At 31.1% G+C, this 20,692-nt stretch carries 22 protein-coding genes; 9 read left to right on the top strand and 13 right to left on the bottom strand.

Going from position 1 to position 20,692, the window contains the following annotated elements; all coding sequences use genetic code 11:
• Positions 1–24: 24 nt before the first annotated feature.
• From KQI88_RS00890 to KQI88_RS00870, 5 genes are all read right to left on the bottom strand, one after another.
• Positions 25–972, bottom strand: coding sequence for an ABC transporter ATP-binding protein (locus tag KQI88_RS00890; RefSeq protein ID WP_216414483.1), 948 nt, complete (start codon positions 970–972; stop codon positions 25–27).
• Positions 959–2,023, bottom strand: coding sequence for an ABC transporter ATP-binding protein (locus KQI88_RS00885; RefSeq protein ID WP_216414482.1), 1,065 nt, complete (start codon positions 2,021–2,023; stop codon positions 959–961). The genes KQI88_RS00890 and KQI88_RS00885 overlap by 14 nt, the downstream gene beginning before the upstream one ends.
• A 17-nt stretch (positions 2,024–2,040) precedes the next feature.
• On the bottom strand, positions 2,041–3,174 hold the full coding sequence (locus tag KQI88_RS00880) for an ABC transporter permease (protein WP_216414481.1): 1,134 nt from the start codon (positions 3,172–3,174) through the stop codon (positions 2,041–2,043).
• The gene (locus KQI88_RS00875) at positions 3,174–4,121 is read right to left on the bottom strand and encodes an ABC transporter permease (protein ID WP_216414480.1); all 948 of its coding nucleotides are present in this window, start codon (positions 4,119–4,121) and stop codon (positions 3,174–3,176) included. Before KQI88_RS00875 ends, KQI88_RS00880 begins: the two co-directional genes overlap by 1 nt.
• 141 nt (positions 4,122–4,262) lie before the next feature.
• A complete protein-coding gene (locus KQI88_RS00870; protein ID WP_216414479.1) occupies positions 4,263–6,014 on the bottom strand; it encodes a peptide ABC transporter substrate-binding protein in 1,752 nt (583 codons plus the stop codon).
• A gap of 361 nt (positions 6,015–6,375) precedes the next feature.
• On the opposite strand from KQI88_RS00870, the gene KQI88_RS00865 reads away from it, so the two are divergent.
• Positions 6,376–6,747 (top strand): DUF3899 domain-containing protein, encoded by a 372-nt coding sequence (locus KQI88_RS00865; protein ID WP_216414478.1) that lies wholly within the window; start codon positions 6,376–6,378, stop codon positions 6,745–6,747.
• 135 nt (positions 6,748–6,882) lie between these two features.
• Here the strand turns inward: KQI88_RS00865 and KQI88_RS00860 are convergent, their stop codons facing one another.
• From KQI88_RS00860 to KQI88_RS00845, 4 genes are all read right to left on the bottom strand, one after another.
• The gene (locus KQI88_RS00860; RefSeq protein ID WP_246579071.1) at positions 6,883–7,740 is read right to left on the bottom strand and encodes a deoxyribonuclease IV; all 858 of its coding nucleotides are present in this window, start codon (positions 7,738–7,740) and stop codon (positions 6,883–6,885) included.
• Between the two features lie 96 nt (positions 7,741–7,836).
• Entirely contained in the window at positions 7,837–8,223 is a 387-nt protein-coding gene (locus tag KQI88_RS00855) for a hypothetical protein (RefSeq protein ID WP_216414477.1), read from the bottom strand.
• Positions 8,224–8,238: 15 nt separating this feature from the next.
• Positions 8,239–8,601, bottom strand: a complete 363-nt coding sequence (locus KQI88_RS00850) for a hypothetical protein (RefSeq protein WP_216414476.1) — start codon at positions 8,599–8,601, stop codon at positions 8,239–8,241.
• Positions 8,602–8,603: 2 nt separating this feature from the next.
• A complete protein-coding gene (locus tag KQI88_RS00845; RefSeq protein WP_216414475.1) occupies positions 8,604–8,780 on the bottom strand; it encodes a hypothetical protein in 177 nt (58 codons plus the stop codon).
• Positions 8,781–9,088: 308 nt separating this feature from the next.
• Between KQI88_RS00845 and KQI88_RS00840 the strand changes: the two genes are divergently transcribed.
• Positions 9,089–9,268, top strand: a complete 180-nt coding sequence (locus KQI88_RS00840) for an asparagine synthase (protein WP_216414474.1) — start codon at positions 9,089–9,091, stop codon at positions 9,266–9,268.
• 258 nt (positions 9,269–9,526) lie between these two features.
• On the opposite strand, the gene KQI88_RS00835 is transcribed toward KQI88_RS00840, so the two are convergent.
• Entirely contained in the window at positions 9,527–9,790 is a 264-nt protein-coding gene (locus KQI88_RS00835) for a YkuS family protein (RefSeq protein WP_216414473.1), read from the bottom strand.
• A 267-nt stretch (positions 9,791–10,057) separates the two neighbouring features.
• Here KQI88_RS00835 and KQI88_RS00830 point away from each other — a divergent pair, with 267 nt between their 5' ends.
• The 6 genes from KQI88_RS00830 to KQI88_RS00805 all read left to right on the top strand — a co-directional run bounded on the left by KQI88_RS00830 (position 10,058) and on the right by KQI88_RS00805 (position 15,865).
• Positions 10,058–10,963 carry an ABC transporter ATP-binding protein gene (locus KQI88_RS00830; RefSeq protein ID WP_216414472.1) on the top strand — a complete coding sequence of 302 codons (906 nt, stop codon included), beginning with the start codon at positions 10,058–10,060 and terminating at the stop codon, positions 10,961–10,963.
• Positions 10,963–11,706, top strand: a complete 744-nt coding sequence (locus KQI88_RS00825) for an ABC transporter permease (RefSeq protein WP_216414471.1) — start codon at positions 10,963–10,965, stop codon at positions 11,704–11,706. Before KQI88_RS00830 ends, KQI88_RS00825 begins: the two co-directional genes overlap by 1 nt.
• Before the next feature lie 11 nt (positions 11,707–11,717).
• On the top strand, positions 11,718–12,452 hold the full coding sequence (locus KQI88_RS00820; protein WP_216414470.1) for an ABC transporter permease: 735 nt from the start codon (positions 11,718–11,720) through the stop codon (positions 12,450–12,452).
• A gap of 73 nt (positions 12,453–12,525) precedes the next feature.
• Positions 12,526–13,260 carry a response regulator transcription factor gene (locus KQI88_RS00815; RefSeq protein ID WP_330655987.1) on the top strand — a complete coding sequence of 245 codons (735 nt, stop codon included), beginning with the start codon at positions 12,526–12,528 and terminating at the stop codon, positions 13,258–13,260.
• A gap of 1 nt (position 13,261) precedes the next feature.
• Positions 13,262–14,656: a sensor histidine kinase gene (locus KQI88_RS00810; RefSeq protein WP_216414469.1), complete on the top strand. Its 1,395-nt coding sequence runs from the start codon at positions 13,262–13,264 to the stop codon at positions 14,654–14,656.
• A gap of 948 nt (positions 14,657–15,604) precedes the next feature.
• On the top strand, positions 15,605–15,865 hold the full coding sequence (locus KQI88_RS00805) for a hypothetical protein (protein ID WP_216414468.1): 261 nt from the start codon (positions 15,605–15,607) through the stop codon (positions 15,863–15,865).
• A 239-nt stretch (positions 15,866–16,104) separates the two neighbouring features.
• On the opposite strand, the gene KQI88_RS00800 is transcribed toward KQI88_RS00805, so the two are convergent.
• From KQI88_RS00800 to KQI88_RS00790, 3 genes are all read right to left on the bottom strand, one after another.
• The gene (locus tag KQI88_RS00800; protein ID WP_216414467.1) at positions 16,105–16,431 is read right to left on the bottom strand and encodes a YlbF family regulator; all 327 of its coding nucleotides are present in this window, start codon (positions 16,429–16,431) and stop codon (positions 16,105–16,107) included.
• A 613-nt stretch (positions 16,432–17,044) separates the two neighbouring features.
• Positions 17,045–18,622, bottom strand: a complete 1,578-nt coding sequence (locus tag KQI88_RS00795) for a glutathione ABC transporter substrate-binding protein (RefSeq protein WP_246579069.1) — start codon at positions 18,620–18,622, stop codon at positions 17,045–17,047.
• A gap of 137 nt (positions 18,623–18,759) precedes the next feature.
• Positions 18,760–19,650: a PhzF family phenazine biosynthesis protein gene (locus KQI88_RS00790; RefSeq protein ID WP_216414466.1), complete on the bottom strand. Its 891-nt coding sequence runs from the start codon at positions 19,648–19,650 to the stop codon at positions 18,760–18,762.
• 225 nt (positions 19,651–19,875) lie between these two features.
• Here KQI88_RS00790 and KQI88_RS00785 point away from each other — a divergent pair, with 225 nt between their 5' ends.
• Positions 19,876–20,649, top strand: coding sequence for a YfjL-like protein (locus KQI88_RS00785; RefSeq protein ID WP_216414465.1), 774 nt, complete (start codon positions 19,876–19,878; stop codon positions 20,647–20,649).
• Positions 20,650–20,692 lie beyond the last annotated feature (43 nt).

The following is a 20,692-nucleotide window of genomic DNA, read 5'->3' as shown; positions in this document are numbered from 1 at the left end:
TACGGTTATCCTAATTCATTTTATCTAAAAAGCTTTTCTATATTCCTCTATTTCTGATTTAGAACCATAAACAAAGTGTCTAGGTTTTATTTCAACTAATTTAGGACTTTCTTCACTATAATCATGCATATCAGGATTATAATAAATTCGCTTTCTAGTCCTTTCAAGATTAGGGTCCGGTGATGGAACTGCAGAAAGTAATGACTTAGTATAAGGATGGATTGGATTCTTATATAATTCTTCAGAATCTGCTAGTTCGACTAATTTTCCATAATACATTACTCCAATCCGATCTGAAAAATATTTAACAACAGATAAATCATGGGCAATAAATAATACTGTTAAGCCTAACTTCTTTCTTAAATTATTCAATAGATTCAATACCTGTGCTTGAATAGATACATCTAATGCAGAAATAGGCTCATCTGCAATAACTAGGTCAGGATTAGTAATTAATGCCCTTGCAATACCAATACGTTGCCTTTGTCCTCCTGAAAATTCGTGTGGATAACGTGTAGCATGTTCTCTAGTCAATCCTACAGTTTCAAGTATATTATATATCATTTCCATCATTTCTGTTTCATTTTTACATATCTTATTAATTTTCAAGCCTTCTCCTATAATCTCCTTAACTGTCATTCTAGGGTTTAAAGATGCAATTGGGTCTTGGAATATCATTTGAATACCTCGAGTTACCTCCTTCATTTGCTCCTTAGAAAGCTTACCTGTAATTGATTTGCCCTTAAATAATACTTCACCACCTGTTGGCTCATACAGTTTAATAATAGATCGACCTGTTGTAGTTTTTCCACAACCAGATTCTCCAACTAAACCAAAGGTTTCCCCTTTATAAATATTAAAACTTACATCGTCTACCGCCTTTACCACTACCTTATTTTTTCCAAAACCACTTGTAAAATACTGCTTTAAATTTTTAACTTCCAAAACAGGCTGTGTATTAGCGTGCTTCATTACTTACCACCAACCTTTCCTTCTGCTTCTCAATTCGCTTCTGCAATACCTTTGGAATCTCTACTTTGGGAGCATCAGGATGCAGAAGCCATGTAGCTGCATAATGGGTATCACTAACTTGAAACATTGGTGGTTCCTTTTCAAAATCAATCTTCATAGCATATTTGTTTCTAGCAGCAAACGCATCTCCCTTTGGTGGGTATAGCATATTAGGTGGTGTTCCTGGTATCATTAGTAACTCATCTGATGAATCTGTATCTAAATCTGGCATTGATGCTAGTAAGCTCCATGTATATGGATGCTGTGGGCTATAAAATATTTCATCTACAGTTCCATATTCAACTATTTTACCTGCATACATAACTGCCACACGATCAGCTACATTAGCAACAACCCCTAGATCATGAGTAATAAATATTACAGACAAATCTCTCTCTTGCTGTATCTTCTTGATTAATTCTAAAGTCTGTGCTTGGATCGTTACATCTAATGCTGTTGTAGGTTCATCACAAATTAACACTTCAGGATCACACGCAAGGGCTGTGGCAATGACTATTCTCTGTCTCATTCCCCCAGAAAATTGGAAAGGATACTGATTATATCGTTTTTCAGGTTCTGGAATCCCTACGGCCACCATTAGATCCATAGCTTTTTTCTTAGCCTGATCTTTACTAATTCTTTGCTTAACAATTAAGGCTTCTGTAATTTGATTGCCTATCTTCATAACAGGATCTAATGATGACATTGGGTCCTGAAATATCATAGAAATTTTTGAACCCCTAATTTTATTGAACTCATTATCGGAGTATTTAGTTAAATCTTTTCCTTCATAAATAATTTCTCCAGTATTTATAGTTGCATTTTTAGATAAAATACCTACTATAGCCTTGTTTGTAACGGATTTTCCTGAACCTGATTCTCCAACAATAGCCAATGTTTCTCCTTTATGTAAATCAAGGCTAACTCCACGTACTGCACGAACTTTTCCTGAATAAGTATTAAAGCTTATATTTAAATTTTTTACCTGTAATACTTTGTCTTGGTTTTCCATAATTATACCCCCCACTTCTATTCATGTCCTCTTAGCGTTGGATCAAAAGCATCTCTTAGCCCATTACCAAATAAGTTGAAAGAGAGCATTAAAATTGAAATTACGATGGCAGGAAATATAGTTAAATGCGGATTGTTTAATAACACTTTTTGACCTTCAGCTAATAAATTACCAATAGACGGTTCTGGTGCCCCAATACCTAAGCCTAGGTAAGATAAAGTAGATTCAAGAAAAATGGCTGATGGAATTGCCAATGTAGCTTGAGTAATAAGTGGACCTATTGCGTTTGGTAGGATATGTCTAAATATTAACTTACTATCCTTAGCTCCCATTGTTCTAGATGCCAATACGTACTCCTGCCCCTTATATTTATAAAATTGAGCTCTAATCATGCGACTCATTCCTATCCAACCTGTAAAAACAAAGGCTAGAACAAAGGAAAATATCCCCGACCCTAAAAACATCATAAGCAACATTACCAATACAATAGTTGGAATAGCACTAATAATTTCTATGAATCTCTGCATGAGCATATCGGTCATTCCTCCATAATAACCTGAGATAGATCCGTAAACAACGCCGATACATACATTGATTATAACTGCCAGAAATGCAATCATTAGAGAAACTCTAGATCCTCGCCACAAACGTGTCCATTGGTCACGACCTAGAGAATCGGTTCCAAACCAAAAATATTGATCCTCTGCATTTTTAAGCTCATATACATCTATTCTAGCTTTCACCATCGGAATTTCTTCACCTCGATAGTGGAATATATATTCTTCCTCAATTCTCACCAAAGAATCCTTATAACGTTCCTCTAGACTTGTTTTTCTTATATCCATTACCTTAGTTCCGTCAAATATTCCTATTTTTTCAACTACAGGTATTCTAGGTGGCAGTAAATCCCAATCTAAATTTTGTTGTCTGTATGTATATGGGTTTATCATAGGTCCAAAAATAGCCATAAAAATAATAATCGTAATGAATATACTCGCTATTATGGCACTTTTATTTCTTTTGAAACGAAGCATTGCATCCTTAAAAAAGCCGATAGGTTCTCCTTCAAACTTTGTATCTAATATTTGGTCATTTAATTGTACAAATTCAAAATCAGATTTTTGTACTTTAACTTCTTCAGTTGTTCCCATTACTTTCCACCCCCTATACGGATACGAGGATCTATAATTCCATATGAAAGATCTACTACTAGAATAGATACTAAACCAATCACACCATAGAAAAACATAACAGCAATTGTAAGTGGATGGTCTAAGGCATTGATAGATCTTACTGATAGCTGTCCTATTCCTGGTATGCCAAATATATTTTCTATAACCATAGACCCAGCTAATACACTAAAGAACATGGGTATAATAATGTTGGCCAAAGGTATAAATGAATTTCGAATAGCATGCCTTACAGTTGCCTGTACTTGAGTTAGCCCTTTTGTTTTAGCTAACAGCATATAATCTGAGTTCAAAACTTCACAGAGCTCAGCACGCATATATCTTGTTATTACAGCAATTCCTGAGAAGGATATTGCTAGTATTGGCAAAATCATGGATACAAACTTAGACCAATTAAATCCTGGCTCCGTTGTTAGAAGTATTGGTACTAACCCCCATTTAAAAGCGACAAAATACTGTAGTAAAGCCGCAAAAACAAAGGATGGAATCGATATAAATGCAACTACCATAATTGATAGTGAATGATCTATTGTTGTGTTTTTCTTCAATGCTGCCGCTATTCCAAAAATAATTCCAAGCGGTACAGTGATAAGAAGTGAAAAAATATTAAGTTGTATAGTTATAGGAAGCTTATCCTTTATAATATCAAATACAGGAACCTTTGGTTGAACCTTAAGCGATCTTCCAAAGTCTAGCTTCATTGCATCTTTTACAAAGTATCCATATTGAACCACCAAGGGCTTATCTAAATGATATTTTGCCTCTATTGCAGCTTTGGTCTCTGGTGGTAACATAGGATCACTAACAATACTTCCAGGCATTAACCTAATTGTAAAAAACAATAAACTAACGAGCAAAAATAAAGTAATTGCCATAGCAACTAACCTTTGCCCTATATATCTTAACATGATGTAGTCCCCCTTTCAGTAATTAGCCTTACGATTGTGATTTTAGATAGATTGCCGGTCACTGTTATTTATAATGGAATGCTCACCTATAACAGTAAGCATTCCATCCTTATTAATTTGTTAAAATTAATATACTAAGTATTAATCTACAATCTCAGACTGTAATATTCCAAATTCTACTACTGGGAGGAATTTACCCTTAGTTTTCAAATGAATTCTCTCTTGATATAGAATAGCATTATTATTTTGAAAAATTGGAATCATAGGAATTTCATCTATTAACATATTTTCCATCTCTGCTAATGCTTTTGTTCTGCCTGCAGGATCTAATAGTAGATCTCCTACTGTTGTTCTTTCATATAGTTTATCAAAGTCTTTGTTATAGAAGCTTTCAGCTTTTTCTGGGAAATCCGAGGTCCATACTTTCATACTTGACCAAGGATTAAATGGATTTTGACTTCTTGCACCTATTCCTAAATCAAAGTTGCCTTCATAGTAAGTCTCGTAAGCAGCATTTGGCGGCATTGCTCTTAATACAATATCTAACTTATCTGTACCAAATACTTTTTCATATTCTTCTTCTGCTACTTCTGCTAATCGTTTCATTGTTTCTTGTCCATCAAAATATGTGATCTCAACTGTAATCTTTTTATTACCGTTTGATTCATATGCCTTATCAAAGTATTCTTTAGCTAATTCAATATCATATCCATAGTTTTGTGGCATAATCCCCTTCGCCTCTGATGTATCACGGTATTTTTGGCCACTATCAGGATCTCCAACTAGGCAAATAGTAGAAATAAAATAAGGTGCAGATGCAAATGTTCTAAAGATACCCTTTGACATTGCATCTCTATTAGTAGCATAGTATAAAGCTTTTCTAAAGTCATTATTGCCCAAAATCGGATTGGTTTTAGAACCAGCATTTACATAGAATCCCCAAACACTATTTCTTTCGTTATATACTAATCTAGGATCTTCAGCATATCTATCATAGTCTTCTCCACTTACTGATACCGCATCTATTTCTCCATTTTCAAATAGTTGTAATCTAGTTGAACTTTCTGTAACAACTCTACTCTCTATTCTATCTGGTACAAAAATATCTGCCATAATACTGTCTTCATTTTTATCGAAGGCTCTAAATTGATCCCTTACCCATTCAGTTAATCTGTATGTTCCGTTTGAAGGTGTACTAGCTAAAGTAGTACCATATGTAGTCTCAGTTCTATCTGCATTCATACCAGCCTCATATAATTCCTTGTGTACTGGTGCTGTAGCACGGCTTGTAAATGTAAGATAAACATCAACTTCAGGCATTGCAGTTTCTAATGTTATTTCCAATGTATAATCATCAATTACTTTAATTCCAACATCTTCCCAATTTGCCTCACCTGTAAAATAATTTCTAGCATTTACAATAGGAATATTATCAAATAATAAAAAGGATGCATAGTTAGCTAGCTTTGGATCTAATAGCATTTTCCATGAATATTCATAATCATGTGCGTTAATTGGAGTACCGTCTGTCCATTTAATATTTTCTTTTAATTTAAATGTCCATACTATATTATCCTCTGTTGTTGGCAGCTCCTTAGCATGATCTGGAACAAACTCTACGCTCTCTCCGGTTTCATCTACAATCAAATCTAACAATGTACTGTATATATAGCCCATTAATACGGTTGTTTCACTACTATTACCTACTTGCGGGTTGAAACTTTCAGCAGACATTCCTGCAAGTCTTAATATCTTTGGTCCTGTAGGTTGGGTAACTTCCTCATTTGCTGGATCAGTTGTTCCAACGTCAGCCGGTTTACCACAACCAATAAATAATGACATTACCATTGTCATTATAAGTGTAATTACCAATACATTTTTAAATTTTTTCATAGTAACACTCTCCCCTTTTTATTTATAAGAAATATATGATATTAATATAATATATTTCCAATAATGCCATTATTAATGGTATTGTTTTTGTCACAAAGGTCAATTTATTATAAATTTTCTAATTATTCTAAATTTCGTCTGGTTTTGACGTTTTTTTGTCAAATTATGTTATTTAGAATATTCTATAAAGTATTGTAGTATTTTTATTTTACGAATTAAATTTATTTAATAAATATATTAATTTAAATAGATATTTACAATATTTGTCTTTGTTGTTTACTGCTCTATTAGTTTGTTATATACTTATTAAAGTACTTAATATTTAATTACTTAATAATTATAATTTTAAGGAGAAATTTCTATGATACTATTAACTATCATAACAACCATATCTACAATTTTTATAATTTGTTTTAGTAGTAATCAATCTTTTATTTTTAAACTTTCTAATGCTTTTTTTATTATAGGCTTTATATATCTTTTTATTGCCCTTTCTATTCATGTTCGTAATATAGGATTTTTTAAAACCTTAAGTTATAATAAATATCGTAGAAATTATAAAAAACTTACAGAGTTAAATCTTACTGATGAGGAGTTAAATAATAATAATAATGGACCAAAGAAATTCTATGATTTTTTTGTAGAAAAATATAAAAGACAAATTTCCAATGCTTTATTCTACAAGTTTGCTATACCATTAATATTGGTTTCATTTATTTTAAGCTTTATATAAACTAAGACTCAGTTCAGAATGAGTTTTATTCCTTCTGAACTGAGTCTTAGTTTATTTTAGATACATTAATTAACAATTAAGTTGACTATAAGCCCTCAAGGTCTTAATATGAGTAGACAAACTTCAATGAATTGTTTATCTTAATTTTCGAATTTCTTCTTTATATAGATTAGTGGTTTTATCAAGCCAAGGAGTCTCTAAAATACAAGGCTTTCCTTTTACTGTTTCATGATGAACAATATAGTGAATAGCATCGAACCCAATATGATCTCTTCCTTTTGGATTATCATCGCCAGCTCCAATATTAGCATGCCTATCTTTCCTCGCACCTCTAGGATTTAAAGATCCATTAATATGAAATACCTTTAACCAGTCCAAACCAACAATTCTGTCGAACTCATTTATTACTTCATCAAAATTATTAACTATATCATATCCTGCATCATGAACATGACAAGTATCAAAGCATACTGCCAGCTTATCATTATGCTTTACCTTATCTAATAAATAAGCTGTATGTTCAAATTTATAATTAAGTTCACTTCCCTTACCAGCCATAAGCTCTAACGTAATAAATACATTTTGATCTTTTGTTATAACTTCATTTAAACCTTCTATAATTCTATTAAGACCTACATCTTCTCCAGAACCAACATGAGAACCTGGATGAAGTATAATATATTTCGACCCTATAGCCTCTGTTCTATCAATTTCTTTACGTAAAAACTCTACTGCTAGACCAAAAGTATCTGTTTTAGCCGATGCCATATTAATGATGTAAGGAGCATGGACAATAACATTTGACAATCCATTATCCTTCATAAATTGTTGACCTTCTTCTATATAAAGATCTTCAATTTTTTTTCTCACTGTATTTTGTGGTGCTCCAGTGTAAATCATAAAAGTATCTGAATTATAGCTAGCTGCTTCCTTGGCAGCTGTTAATAAACCCTTTCCTGCCATAGAAACATGAGATCCTAATTTAATAGTCATATATAAATATTCCTTTCTTAATATGTTTGTCTATTAGTATATACCACAATATTAAGTAAGTTAACATTGACTTAATATTCTATTTTTAAGATCTATTTAAAATAGTGATAATCCTATTTTATATACTTTCTTTAATCCTAGCCACGCAAAACATGAAATAGCTCCAATTGTTCCTAACTTTCCACCTAATCCTACATAAACAGAAGAAGATAAAATAAATATTATTCCTACAAAACAACCAACAAAAATCATTTCCCAAAGTTTAGGTACATTTTTCTTTGATATCATTCCTGCATAAGAAGCTGAAGTAGCCACACTAGCTAATGTTGCTCCTAACTCTGGAACAAACCGCGGAAATACTATTCCAGATAATAATGTTATTATAGCAGAGCCTAATACTGCACCTTTATTTAAAGAAATGCTAATCCAATAAGCTCCAACAGCTCCAAATATCGCTGATAATAATATCCATATATTTTCCATATATAATCATCTCCCCTATCGACCAAATAAACTCATTATTGTTCTGGTAATTAAGGTAGATAAAGCAGCAGTAGTTCCACCCTTTCCACCAAGTCCAGCATATATTTCTTGAGTATTTGCTAAAACTATTCCTATTACTATGCCTCCCAAAGACGCCCCAAATATAGAAGAAATTACATTGATTCCAGACATTCCTATAAATGAAGCCGCATAGGTAGTTCCAGCCAATGTATTTGGAAGAAATAGTCCTGCTAAAACACCCACAATTCCATTGGATACTATAGCTCCATAACCCATTTTATGATTTAAAGTCCATGTAATAACAGCGCTAATAAAGGCTAAAAATATTATATTAATCTTATTTTCTTTGATTTTCATATTTACTTCCTCCTCCCATGAAGTTCTCTAAAATGTCCAGTTAATCCAATAAAAAAGAGGAATCCTATTAATAGTAAAATTATCTGATCAATTGTATTATTAATATTAAGAAGCGAAAGCACTAACAGACCAGTTCCTGTTGAAGCAAAGGCTAAAAACCATAGCATTTTTGTTAGCATTTTTTTACCTCCTAAACCATAGTATTTATTTAAAGTTCACCCGAGATTATTTTATTAATTTGTTAATAATTTGTCAACTTCTTTATGTCGATATAGTTATATTATTTTTATAAAATTAAAAATTTTCAAATAAAACTAGTCTTATTTTATAGGTACCCATATTTTTGTTTTTTATAGACTTTTATCCCAATATAATAATTACTAAATAAGCCATTATATACTCCTTAATTATACACTAATTGAAGGATAAAAAGGATATATATTTAGCATAATAATTATGAACTCCAAAATAAAAGGAGGGTATTTCTATGAAGATACAAGAAGGTTTAATTCCAACAGTATTAGGTACAGCTGTTACTGCAACTGGTACAGTTTTAAAGAAAAAAGATATTAAGCCTATGATGGCAGCAGGTATGATTGGTTTTGGATTAGCCCATGTCGTTCTAGGTGCCATTGATATGATGGATAACAGAAATGATATGTGGTAATCTTTATTAAGAATTTTAATCGATTAAACAGTAAAAAAAGAGGCTGTATTAAAAGTAATTTTAACACAGCCTCTTTTTTATTATTATCCCTATCCTAGAACGGTTCCGGCGATTCGTGAATCGTCCTTGTTTTTTATAATTTTGCACCTGATACTAATGGGTTTTTTATGTTATTAGATGTTAAATGATATATAAGACTTTAACTATTTTTATTTTATTCATTGATTATTCTAATACAGTCATGATATTAATAATTTTTTATTCTAATTGTTCTATTGCAGTGATTATATTATCTAAACCTACTTCATCTAAATTTATCATATTTGTAAATTGGTTATAAGAAACTAAGTCAATTACCCCAGTAGTATTATGGGCTAAATAATCATTATTTTCATTAGAATATATTATTACATCAATTGCTTCATTAGCCATATCTATGGTTGTTATATTATATCCTTTTTCTCTTAGAAGCTTAGCTACATCATGTAGCCCTTCTTGAACTGCTATCACTTTGCTTCTCACTATTTTTCCTCCTATCATACCAAGCGTTTGATATTCCCATAATTTTGAGTATAGTTTATTTTTTTCTAATAGTTGATCATGTGTTCCTTCTTCAACTATTGTTCCATTATCTAAAACTATTATTCTATCTACAATTTTTTATAGCTCCTAGACTTATCTTGTCTTATTAAAAATTAAGGTAGAATTAAGGCTATCTCAATCTAAATTTAAGTTAGCCCCTATATACTTGTAGGCAATTAGAAGTAATTGACTTTAGGAGGGTATAACATGAGTGAATTAATTATTGAAACAAAGGGACTAACTAAGAAGTTTGATAGATTTACAGCCGTAAAGGATATAAGTCTTAAAGTACCTAAAGGTGCTTTATATGGTTTTTTAGGCCCTAATGGTGCTGGAAAATCCACCACTATCCGTATGCTTTTAGATTTAATGAAACCTACAAAGGGTGAAGTCTATTTATTTAATAAGGATATAAGGAATCATCGAATGGAAATATTGAGGAAAGTAGGGGCAATGGTAGAATCTCCTTCCTATTATGAAAATTTAACAGCCTATGAAAATTTAGAAATAACAAGGAAGATCCTACAAATAGATAAAAATGAAATAAATAAAGCTTTAGACATCGTCAATTTATCTAAATGGAAAAATAAAAAGGTGAAAAGTTTTTCTCTAGGTATGAAGCAAAGACTGGGGATTGCCCAGGCGTTAATGGGAAATAGAGAACTTTTAATATTGGATGAACCAACCAATGGTCTTGATCCAGCAGGGGTAAGGGAAATTAGAAATTTAATAATCAGTCTTCCACAGATAATGGGTGTTACTGTATTAATAAGCAGTCATATTTTGAGTGAAATTGAATTAATGGCCAATCATGTAGGTATTATTCAAAGAGGAAATCTATTATTTCAAGGAACTTTAGAGGAATTAAAAGCAAAGGGCAACCGAGAAATTACTATTAAAGCAAAACCATTTATAGAAGCAGGAAATTTCTTAAAAAACAAGGGCTATGTTGTGGAAAATAGGGAAGGCAAGATTTATATACCTAGAGGGGATATAAATATAGAAGAGTTAAATAAAACATTGGTATTAGAAGGTTATGGGGTGTGCCATTTAAGCGAAAGTGAGAAAAATTTAGAGCAAATCTTCTTGGAGTTAACTGGGGGTGTAGAGTAATGAAGGAGTTTTACCAATTACTAAATGGAGAATTTCTTAAACAAAAACATAGCTTTACATGGCCTATAGCATTGTTAACACCTATATTAGCAGGGGGCCTTAGTTTTTTAAACCTTTTTATTCGCTATGATTATCTTATTGGATTAGGGGCCAAGGAAGGATTAAATTCTTGGAATGTATTGCTATTACAACATCATTTTATGTGGTTCTTATTTTTACCTTTAGTTGTTACAATCTTTGCCTCCATGGTACATTATATAGAATATAAGTCTAATAGTTGGAAAAACACCTTAGCCCTTCCAGTTTCAAGAAGCAAAGTATATCTAGCTAAGTGGTCTACAGTATTTATATTAAGTATTATCATGATACTTATTAATGCAGTAGCTCTAGTGATTGTGGGCAAAATATTAGGATTTCCTGAAGCTATAGACTTTATATTAATTTCAAAATATACATTTTATCAGATAGCTGCCATTACCAGTGTAATCAGTATTCAATGTTTTATAAGCGCCGAGATGCGTAATACTAATATTGCCTTAGCCATCGGATTTGTAGGGATAGCATCTTCTTTATTCTTTGCTCAGTCAGAAAAGCTATCTAAATTAATTCCCTATGCCCATACAATTTATTCCTTACCAGACACTACTATGAATAATAATATTGCACTACAATATGGTCTTATCTTCGGTATAGTTTTTTTAGTAATAGGAATTTATTTTTTTAATAGAAAAGAAATATGTTAGGAGGGAATTAAATGAAGGACATATTTGATGTAGAACTTTTAAAATTAAGAGGTTCTAAAATATTGTGGATTGTTATTTTAGCACCTATATTTATGGTAGCCCAAGGGGCTTTCAACTTAATTCGTTATTATGATATATTTACAGGAAAGGGACAAAATGTTTGGGAGCAACTTTATACTCAAAGTATGATTTTTTATGTAATGATTCTTTTTCCTGTTTTAATAAGCATCATTATGACTTTAATAGCAAGAATTGAAAATGCAAATAATAGTTGGAAACATTATCTTAGCTTACCGATAGATCGTGAAAAAATATATGGAATAAAATTTATTATTGGATGTGGACTTATTTTTATCAATATACTAGTATTGATTGTAAGTGTGTTAGTAGCAGGAAAAATTATTAATGCTCCAGGTACTATTCCCTATAAAATGATTTTTATAAAACCTATGGTTACCTATATAGCCGCATTACCTATTATGGCTATACTTTATGTTTTAAGCATTAGATTTTCTCATATGGCTATTCCTTTAGGTATAGGTATTGGATTAACTTTACCAGCTATGCTGGTGGCTAATTCAAAGTATTGGATATTCTATCCTTGGACCTATCCTATTATGGCAGCTTTAGAGGGAGATTTTGATACTTTTAGTAAGGGAAGTAGTGTGTATATCATTAGTTTCATATTATTAATTACTATATTTGGCTTTGGATATAGGAGATTTAAAAATAGGGATATTGCCTAAATAAAGTATTTTAAAAAGTAAAGTATAATGAATTATTATATAATGGGCTGTAATGTAATAGGAGGTGTAAATCTTGCTAGATGTAGATATGACTAGTATAAGTGATAAAAAAATATTGTTAGTAGATGATGAAATTGATATTTTAGATTTATTGGAGGCCGTTCTCTTAAAGGAAGGCTTTCAAAATATCTATAAGGCTACTAGTGGGTATGAAGCCATTGAAATATCTAAAGAGATGAAGCCGGATATTATAGTTTTAGATATTATGATGCCCTATATAGACGGTTTTGAGGTTTGCAGACGACTGAGAGAAATCACTTTTGTACCAATTATCTTTTTATCGGCTAGAGATGAAGATGTGGATAAACTTTTAGGATTAGGTATTGGAGGGGATGACTATATTACTAAGCCCTTTAGCCCTAAGGAAGTAGCCTTTAGAATTAAAGCACATTTTAGAAGAAGTGAATATATGGCTCTAAAGGATCATGTTAAGGAAAAAAATATAATAACCTTTGGAGATATTGAAATTAATAGAGATAAGGGTGAAGTAAAAAGAAGAGGTACCCCTGTAGATTTAACGGCTAAGGAGTATAATCTTCTTTTATATCTAGCCCAAAATCCTAATCAGATTTTAAGCAAAAATAAAATATTTGAAAAAGTATGGGGCTGCGATTTCGAAGGTTATGATAATACATTGATGGTTCATATTAGACATCTTCGTCAAAAGATAGAAGATGACCCAGCTAATCCTAAGTACATCGTTACTATAAAGGGATTAGGCTATAAGCTAGTTATAGAGGATAAATAAAATGAAGTGGAAAATTTTATTGCGTTTTTTATTAATTCTTGTATTATCTGTTATTATTGTTTTTCATATTAATATTTTTGTAATCTATGAACTTTTTATTTCAGATGATCATTGGGATGAAAAATGGACTCAGTTGCCCAACTTTTCCTTAGACTTCTATCAATACATTATTGAAGAGGATGGCAAACCCACAGTAACAAAGGATGGACTTGAAGAACTTAATCATCGGAATGCTTGGATTCAGATTTTAGATGAGGAAGGATATGAAGTTTATCATTGGAATAAACCAAAAGATGCCTTAACGCATTATGCTCCTAGTCAAATGGTTTATTATAATATTTATACTGGTGTTATAGATAATTATACGACCTTTGCTGGTACCGCCGAGATAAACGACTATAAATGGAGTTATATTATAGGTTTTCCAATGGATAAGATAGCTAAATATGTATATCATTATTCAATTGAGAAATTAAAGTCAAATATATTTGCAGCAGCTATAGGTCTATTTCTTATTCCTATAGTGGTTCTTATAGTAATGGGATATATTTTTGGTAGGAATCTTACTAATCCTGTTATCCATATAATCCAAGGTATACGTCAATTATCAAAGGGTGAATACGATAAAAATTATATTGAAAAGGGCTTATATAAAGAAGTCTATGCTACTCTCAACGACTTGTCTGATACATTAAAAATTAATGAGATTGAACGACAGACTACAGAAAAAATGAGAGAGGAATGGATTCATAATCTGTCCCACGACTTAAAAACTCCCCTAGCTTCTATTAAAGGTTATGGAGAGCTTATAACTGATGAAGAATATGTTTTAACTGAGGAAGAGATAAAAAAATATTCTAATATAATAAAAGAAAAGGCTTATTATATGGAAGAGCTACTGGAGGATCTAAAGCTCACACAGATTTTGAAAAATGGTCTAATTCCTATAGTTCGTAATAAGGAAGATATTATAGAAGTTCTTAGGGATATTACTATTGATATATTAAACAATCCTAATTATGAAAATAGAAAAATACAATTTAATGCTACTGAGGAGAGAATTGTCTTTACCTTTGATAAATCCTTGATACAAAGAGCCTTTACTAATCTTATATATAACGCTATTGTCCATAACAATGAAAGTACAGAAATTATCATTAGTGTATATAAAAAGGACAAAGTTTATGTAGAAATAGAGGATAATGGAAAGGGTATTTCTAAAGAGGATTTAGATAATCTATTTGAAAGATATTATAGAGGTACTAATACGGGAGAAAGCCACAAGGGATCGGGACTTGGCATGGCTATTGCTAAACAAATTATTGAAATTCATGGTGGCACTATTGATGTAAAAAGTACAATAGGAGTAGGAACAAAGATAATAGTTATATTGTAATTAAACATTAATAGAATGAGATAAAAAATACTAGAAGTTTTCTTCCATAATAGAGGGCTTCTGATTCTTCAGAAGCCTTTTATCTACTTTTATTTGTATACTTTATAAATTGTTCTTAAATATTCTCGAGATCTTCTAAATAAAATTTAAAAGTAATACCTATATACTTACTAGTCTTTACTTTTTTCCATATATTCTTGAATTATAAAAACTTGAGAACCATATTATATAAAGACATGCTAAAGTTATTATAGATACATAAAATATGAATTCCCAAATGTAAAATATTGAGTAATTTGCGATATAATCTTTTATTAAATAAACTATAAAAGAATATCCTAGAACTCTAATAATATTTAATGATATGATCTTCTCTTTTTAAAAACAACTCGTGTATATTAATTTCATTTTTTCTAAAAAAGCAATACGAACACAATATTGATAGAATTGCTCCTATACCTAAAAAATAAATCTATTTATTTTCAAAATTAACCTCTCCTTTATATAATATATAATATTTTTTAAAAATAAATAGGACTCCTTTAAATTTATAATAACATAATATGTAAAATAGATAAACAGCCTTGATAATTAAGTCATTATCAAGGCTGTTTATTATTATTCTTTTATATTCTCTGCAGGAAGATTATTATAAATATTATTCTCATCGACATAATTATTTTTTAATTCAGTGATCATCTCATCAAGGGGTAGTACCAGCATCCGTGTCACCAGACACAAAGTAACTTGAAAAAAATGTAAAATCACTACACAAGGATAGTAATTCTAAAGTCGAAAACTGTAACTTTGATCTTAAATTTTCTAATCACACTATCTGCATATGAAAAATATTATATAACGAGTATATAACTATTTACCAAAAATATTAATTAGCCTAGTCTTCAGTTTTATTGGACACCGAGAACAAAAAAGAGGGGGGGTGAAAAAATGAACCCATATAATATGTATAATTATCTATATGACAACTATCCAATTAACACTCATATGTACAATTATCAATATGATAATTATCCAATGAATACCCATATGTACAATTATCAATATGATAACAATCCGATTAATACTCAACAGATTGGTGTAGGTTTTGGATTTGGATTTGGATTCCCAGGTTTTTTTGGCTTTCCCTTCTTTGGATTTGGAAGATTTCCTTTCTTTGGTTTCGGATTCAGAGGATTCCCTTTCTTCTAAATATGTTGAGTATACAAAATAATTTCCATTAGAAAATTTTAAAAAATAACTAGCTCAAGATATAGATTGCAGCTAGTTATTTTTTTCAAAGAAGTTAAGTATTTTATTGATTTCTTCGTATGATACCTTTTCCACTTTTCTAATAATTGTTTTTTTCAATTTCAGTATTTGAATTTGCAAATTGTTTTGATATCCATTCCGCCCTACTATTAAGAAGCACTTCTAAAGTTAATTGCTTCTTAATATTGAAGATATGATGCTAATATTTCATTAATTTCTTTATAAATGCTAAGCATCATCTCGTTAAACCTTTCACCTGCTTTTATCATTCTATTAACCTCAGGATACTGAGCTAGGTTTGTAAATTCGTTGTTGAGCCGCATTAACATTTGCTCTGCCTCTTGTGGAGAACTGGCTCTTGACATGATTTCCATTTGCTTTTTTTGAAAGGCTTCAACCTCTTGCTTTAATTGAGGATATCTGTCTATATTACTCCTGGCCTCTTTAAGTTCTATAAATTCCCTTGTATTGACAACCTGCTGTACTAATTGTCTTCCAATACCCACTTTGCACACCTCCTATAGTTTCTTTACCTTTATAGATTCAATACATAATATTCATATAAATACTAAAAATTCTTATTCATATTTTATAAACAAAATAATATTACATCACCTTTCCTGCGGGCTACATATTATGTATTAGGTAAAAGCCAATACATCATAATAGGAGGGTTTATCTGTATGGAACACTATGATAATAAATGCGATTGTAATGGTTCCTCATTTTAGCAGCTATATGGCGTAGACCGTTTTTTGGATTCCCTGGATTTGGAGGGGGTTTTTTTGGAAGGAGACCGTTCTTCTAGGATAATTTAAATTGTCTGATGCTTTGAATATATTAGGGAGTGTTGCAATCAGCAACGCTCCCTTTAGATTAAGCCTACATAATTGTGTAAAAAGAAAATAAGCAGAAACTCATTCCTCGGTAATACTAATTTGAACTTGACTCCGATCTGATGACGGTTGATAAGGAATTAGCTAATAGATTATTTTCTGTAGCTGCCACCATTTATTCCTCATAATCACTAAAAGGTTAGAGAGTATAATTTTCCATTATACTCTCTAACCTTTTATATTTTTATAAAACTTACCTTACCATATTAAATTACTATATATTCTACTCTAAATAAACCCCTGATAATTGATGGTGTCCTGTAGGATGTTGACTGAATCCTTTCACGTTACTTCTTGTACCAGTTAAGTTTTCACCAATGTTTAAGAATATCCATGGAGCATCATCTCTAATAATTTTTTGTGCTTCTAAATAATATGCTTTTCTTATTTCTGGATCAATTTCGACTCTTCCTTTATCTAACAATTCATCAACTTTAGCATTAGCATAAAATGTTCTGTTACCAGCATCTCCAAATTGTGAAGAGTGGAACAGAGGATATAGACCGTAGTCTGGATCTGCTATTACTGTTGACCATCCAAGGATAAACATGTCATGTTCACCATTAGCTGTACCATCTAGATAAGCACCCCATTCAACTACTTTTACTTCAGCTTCAATATTGATTTGTTTTAATTGGTTTTGAACAATTTCAGCTATGTCCATTCTTGATTTGTTATCGTTTGTCCAAATAGATGTTTTAAATCCATTTTCAAGACCTGCTTCTTTCATTAGCTCCTTAGCCTTTTCTACATTGTATTCATATGTCTGTAATTCTTGGTTTGATCCCCAAACGTTTGGTCCTAATGGTCCGTTGGATTGTTGTCCTACACCTTCCATTGCAGCTTCTATAATTAAGTCTACATCAACAGCATAATTGATTGCTTGGCGTACCCTTACATCATCGAAAGGTTTATTTTGTACATTAAATCCAATATATGATGTTGTTAAGTTAGTATCTCTATAAAGTGTAAGCTCTTTATTTTCTTCAATCCTCTTAATATCTGATGCCAAAATATCATATGCAATATGAATTTGACCATTTTTCAATTCATTAAATCTTCTTTGAGCTTCAGCAATATTTTTAAACACGACTCGCTCTACCATCGCCCCTTCACCATGATAGTCGTTAAACTTGGTTAGCTCAATACTATCCCCTGTAATCCATAGGTCAAACTTAAATGGACCTGTTCCCACTGGGATAAAACCATAATCATCACCAGCTTCTATAACAGCCTTTTCATTTAACATAGAGCCAGCTGTATGGGATAAATGCATTAATATTGGAGCATAAGGTTCCGTTGTTACAATTTGAATTGTATAATCATCAATAATTTTAATTCCATTTGGATCAATTTCCCCTAAAACATGTCCAACATATGGAGACTCTAATGCTCTTAATAGGGTAAACTTTACATCCTTAGAAGTAAAGGTTTCACCATTATGGAACTTAACACCTTTCTTCAATTTAAATTCAATAGTTACATCATCAATATATTTCCAGCTTTCGGCAAGACCTGGTTCTATTTCCATATCCTCATTTTGGTTAACAAGTGTTTCGTAAATTTGTTCCATAACCCTTGGAGAGGGTGTATCATTTGTATTATGTGGATCTAGGGTACGTGGATCGAATCCTTGCCCTACATGAAGTACATCTGTTTGTCCTAAAATACTTTCAGCTTCTGAAATCGTATCTTTAGCCCATGTACTTGGAGCATCTGCATAAGCAAATGGTACTGCAAATCCTATGAATACCATGGTGAAAATTAACATTTTAGCAATTCTTTTTACAATCGTTTTCATTTATTTTTCCTCCTTATATAATTTAACTACCATATAATTAATTACGACACATTGGTTACAATATCCTTCTTTTTAGAGAATATTTTCCAAAACAGGAGTAAATTCCTCACAGAATAGTAAAACTGTCCTAGTAATTTCTACTTTATTACTGCCCTTCCACCAACTTTAACTGTATAATCATTTTTAGGTCCTTCTATTTTTACTAATATTTTACTTGGTCTTCCCATATAATATCCTTGCTCTGATACTATTGTTATACTGTTTTCATATTTAGCAACATTATTATTAACAAGATATGCTCCCAATGCTCCATTTGAAGTTCCAGTAGCTGCTTCCTCATCAATTCCAACTAGAGGAGCAAAATTTCTACAAGATACTGTTGAATATTTTTCCTCTGTTTCTAGTGTAAAAGCATGTATACCTACTACACATAGTTCTTTACAGTATTTTTTTATCATCTCATAATTTGGAGATATTGATTTTAACACCTTTAAACTTTTAACAGGTACTATAATATCTTTTAACCCTGTAGATACTATTTCTGGAACAAGATCAAAATTTTCAATACCAATATGGTCTATATTTAATCCCATAATTTTGGCCAAATCATCTATAATTTTGATTTTTGAAATAAACTTAGGTTTAGTCTGGGTCATTAATACTTTTTCAACTTTATTATCATTAAAATACAATTCTACAGGAAGTATACCTGCATTTGTTTTTTGTCTAACGATTTTTACGCCATTATCACCTTTTATTAGTCCTTTCGTACCTAATAGGAAAAATGATGCAATGGTAGCATGTCCACATAAATCTACTTCCTGAGTTGGAGTAAAAAATCTTATAGTATAATCTGTTGTGTCATCATTTGATGGAAAAATAAATGCTGTTTCTGATAAATTCATCTCTTTTGCAATTTTTAGCATTTGTTTTTCATCTAATCCTGTAGCATCAAGTACAACACCAGCTGGGTTACCACCAAAATCCACTTCTGAAAAAGCATCTACAATATATATTTCTTTTTCCAATTAAATCACTCCTAAGATTTATAATTAAAAGAAAAGCCTAGTAGGATCAACTACAATATCCTCTCAACCGTGCCTTTGTTCTGTATATTTGTTTTTGTTAGTTTATTTTATATAAAATATTTAACCATCATAAATAGTGTATCATATATATATTTTAAAATATTTTTATATTATTTGTAACAAAACATGAATTTTTGTGACTAATTAGTTGAGAGGGGGATATTAATGACTAAAAAAAAGTTAATACTAAAAATCATTGCTGGTCTTGTTTCAGTTGCTTTAATTGTACTAATTCTATTTATAACTAATTCCTTTACCGGTAATCCTATTTCTGCCGCTATTGCAAACAAAAATATAAATAGATATTTGGAAGATAACTATTCTTTTGTAAATGATCTTGACTATAAAGAGCAAAAAACATTTTATAATTTCAAATTCGGTAATTATGGCAAATATGTTCAGTCAAAATCCAGTCAGGACACTGCTTTTTATGTAACTTATAACAGAAACGGTGGAATTAATGATACTTATGATGATTACGTTGTAGGCAAGTTTAACACCTATACTCGACTTGAAAAAGAGTTTGATTCAGTTGTAGAAAAGGTTTTTAAGAAAAGTTTTCCTTATGAGACAGATATTTTAATTGCAGGCTTTTCTTTTGACGAGAATGATAGAGATAAGCTAACCCTTGATATGAAATTAGATTTAGATAATTTACCTCTGGAGTCTAATCTTTCTGTTTATATATTTTCCGACAAAATTAATTACGAGGTTTTGCGTGACAGATTAATTGAGGTTGATGAATTAATGAAAAATAATTCCCTTCAGTTTAAAAACTACTCTGTTGTAATACGACAACCTAGATCCGATATGAAAGATTCTCCTCGGGATGAGAGTCTTCATCTATTTGATTTCCCTGTAGAGAAGGTGGAATCTGAAGACTTGATTACTGTCATTAAAGACCATCAAGCTCAATGGGAAATTGAACATGAAAAGTAGTTTACTACCTAAAAAAAGTAGAGAAGTGCAATACCTCTCTACT

Origin of the sequence: Alkaliphilus flagellatus, from assembly GCF_018919215.1 — a bacterium.
In the GTDB taxonomy this organism is placed as follows: domain Bacteria; phylum Bacillota; class Clostridia; order Peptostreptococcales; family Natronincolaceae; genus Alkaliphilus_B; species Alkaliphilus_B flagellatus.
The sequence above is the reverse complement of the archived record's forward strand: the minus strand, read 5'-3'. Positions and strand labels throughout refer to the sequence as shown.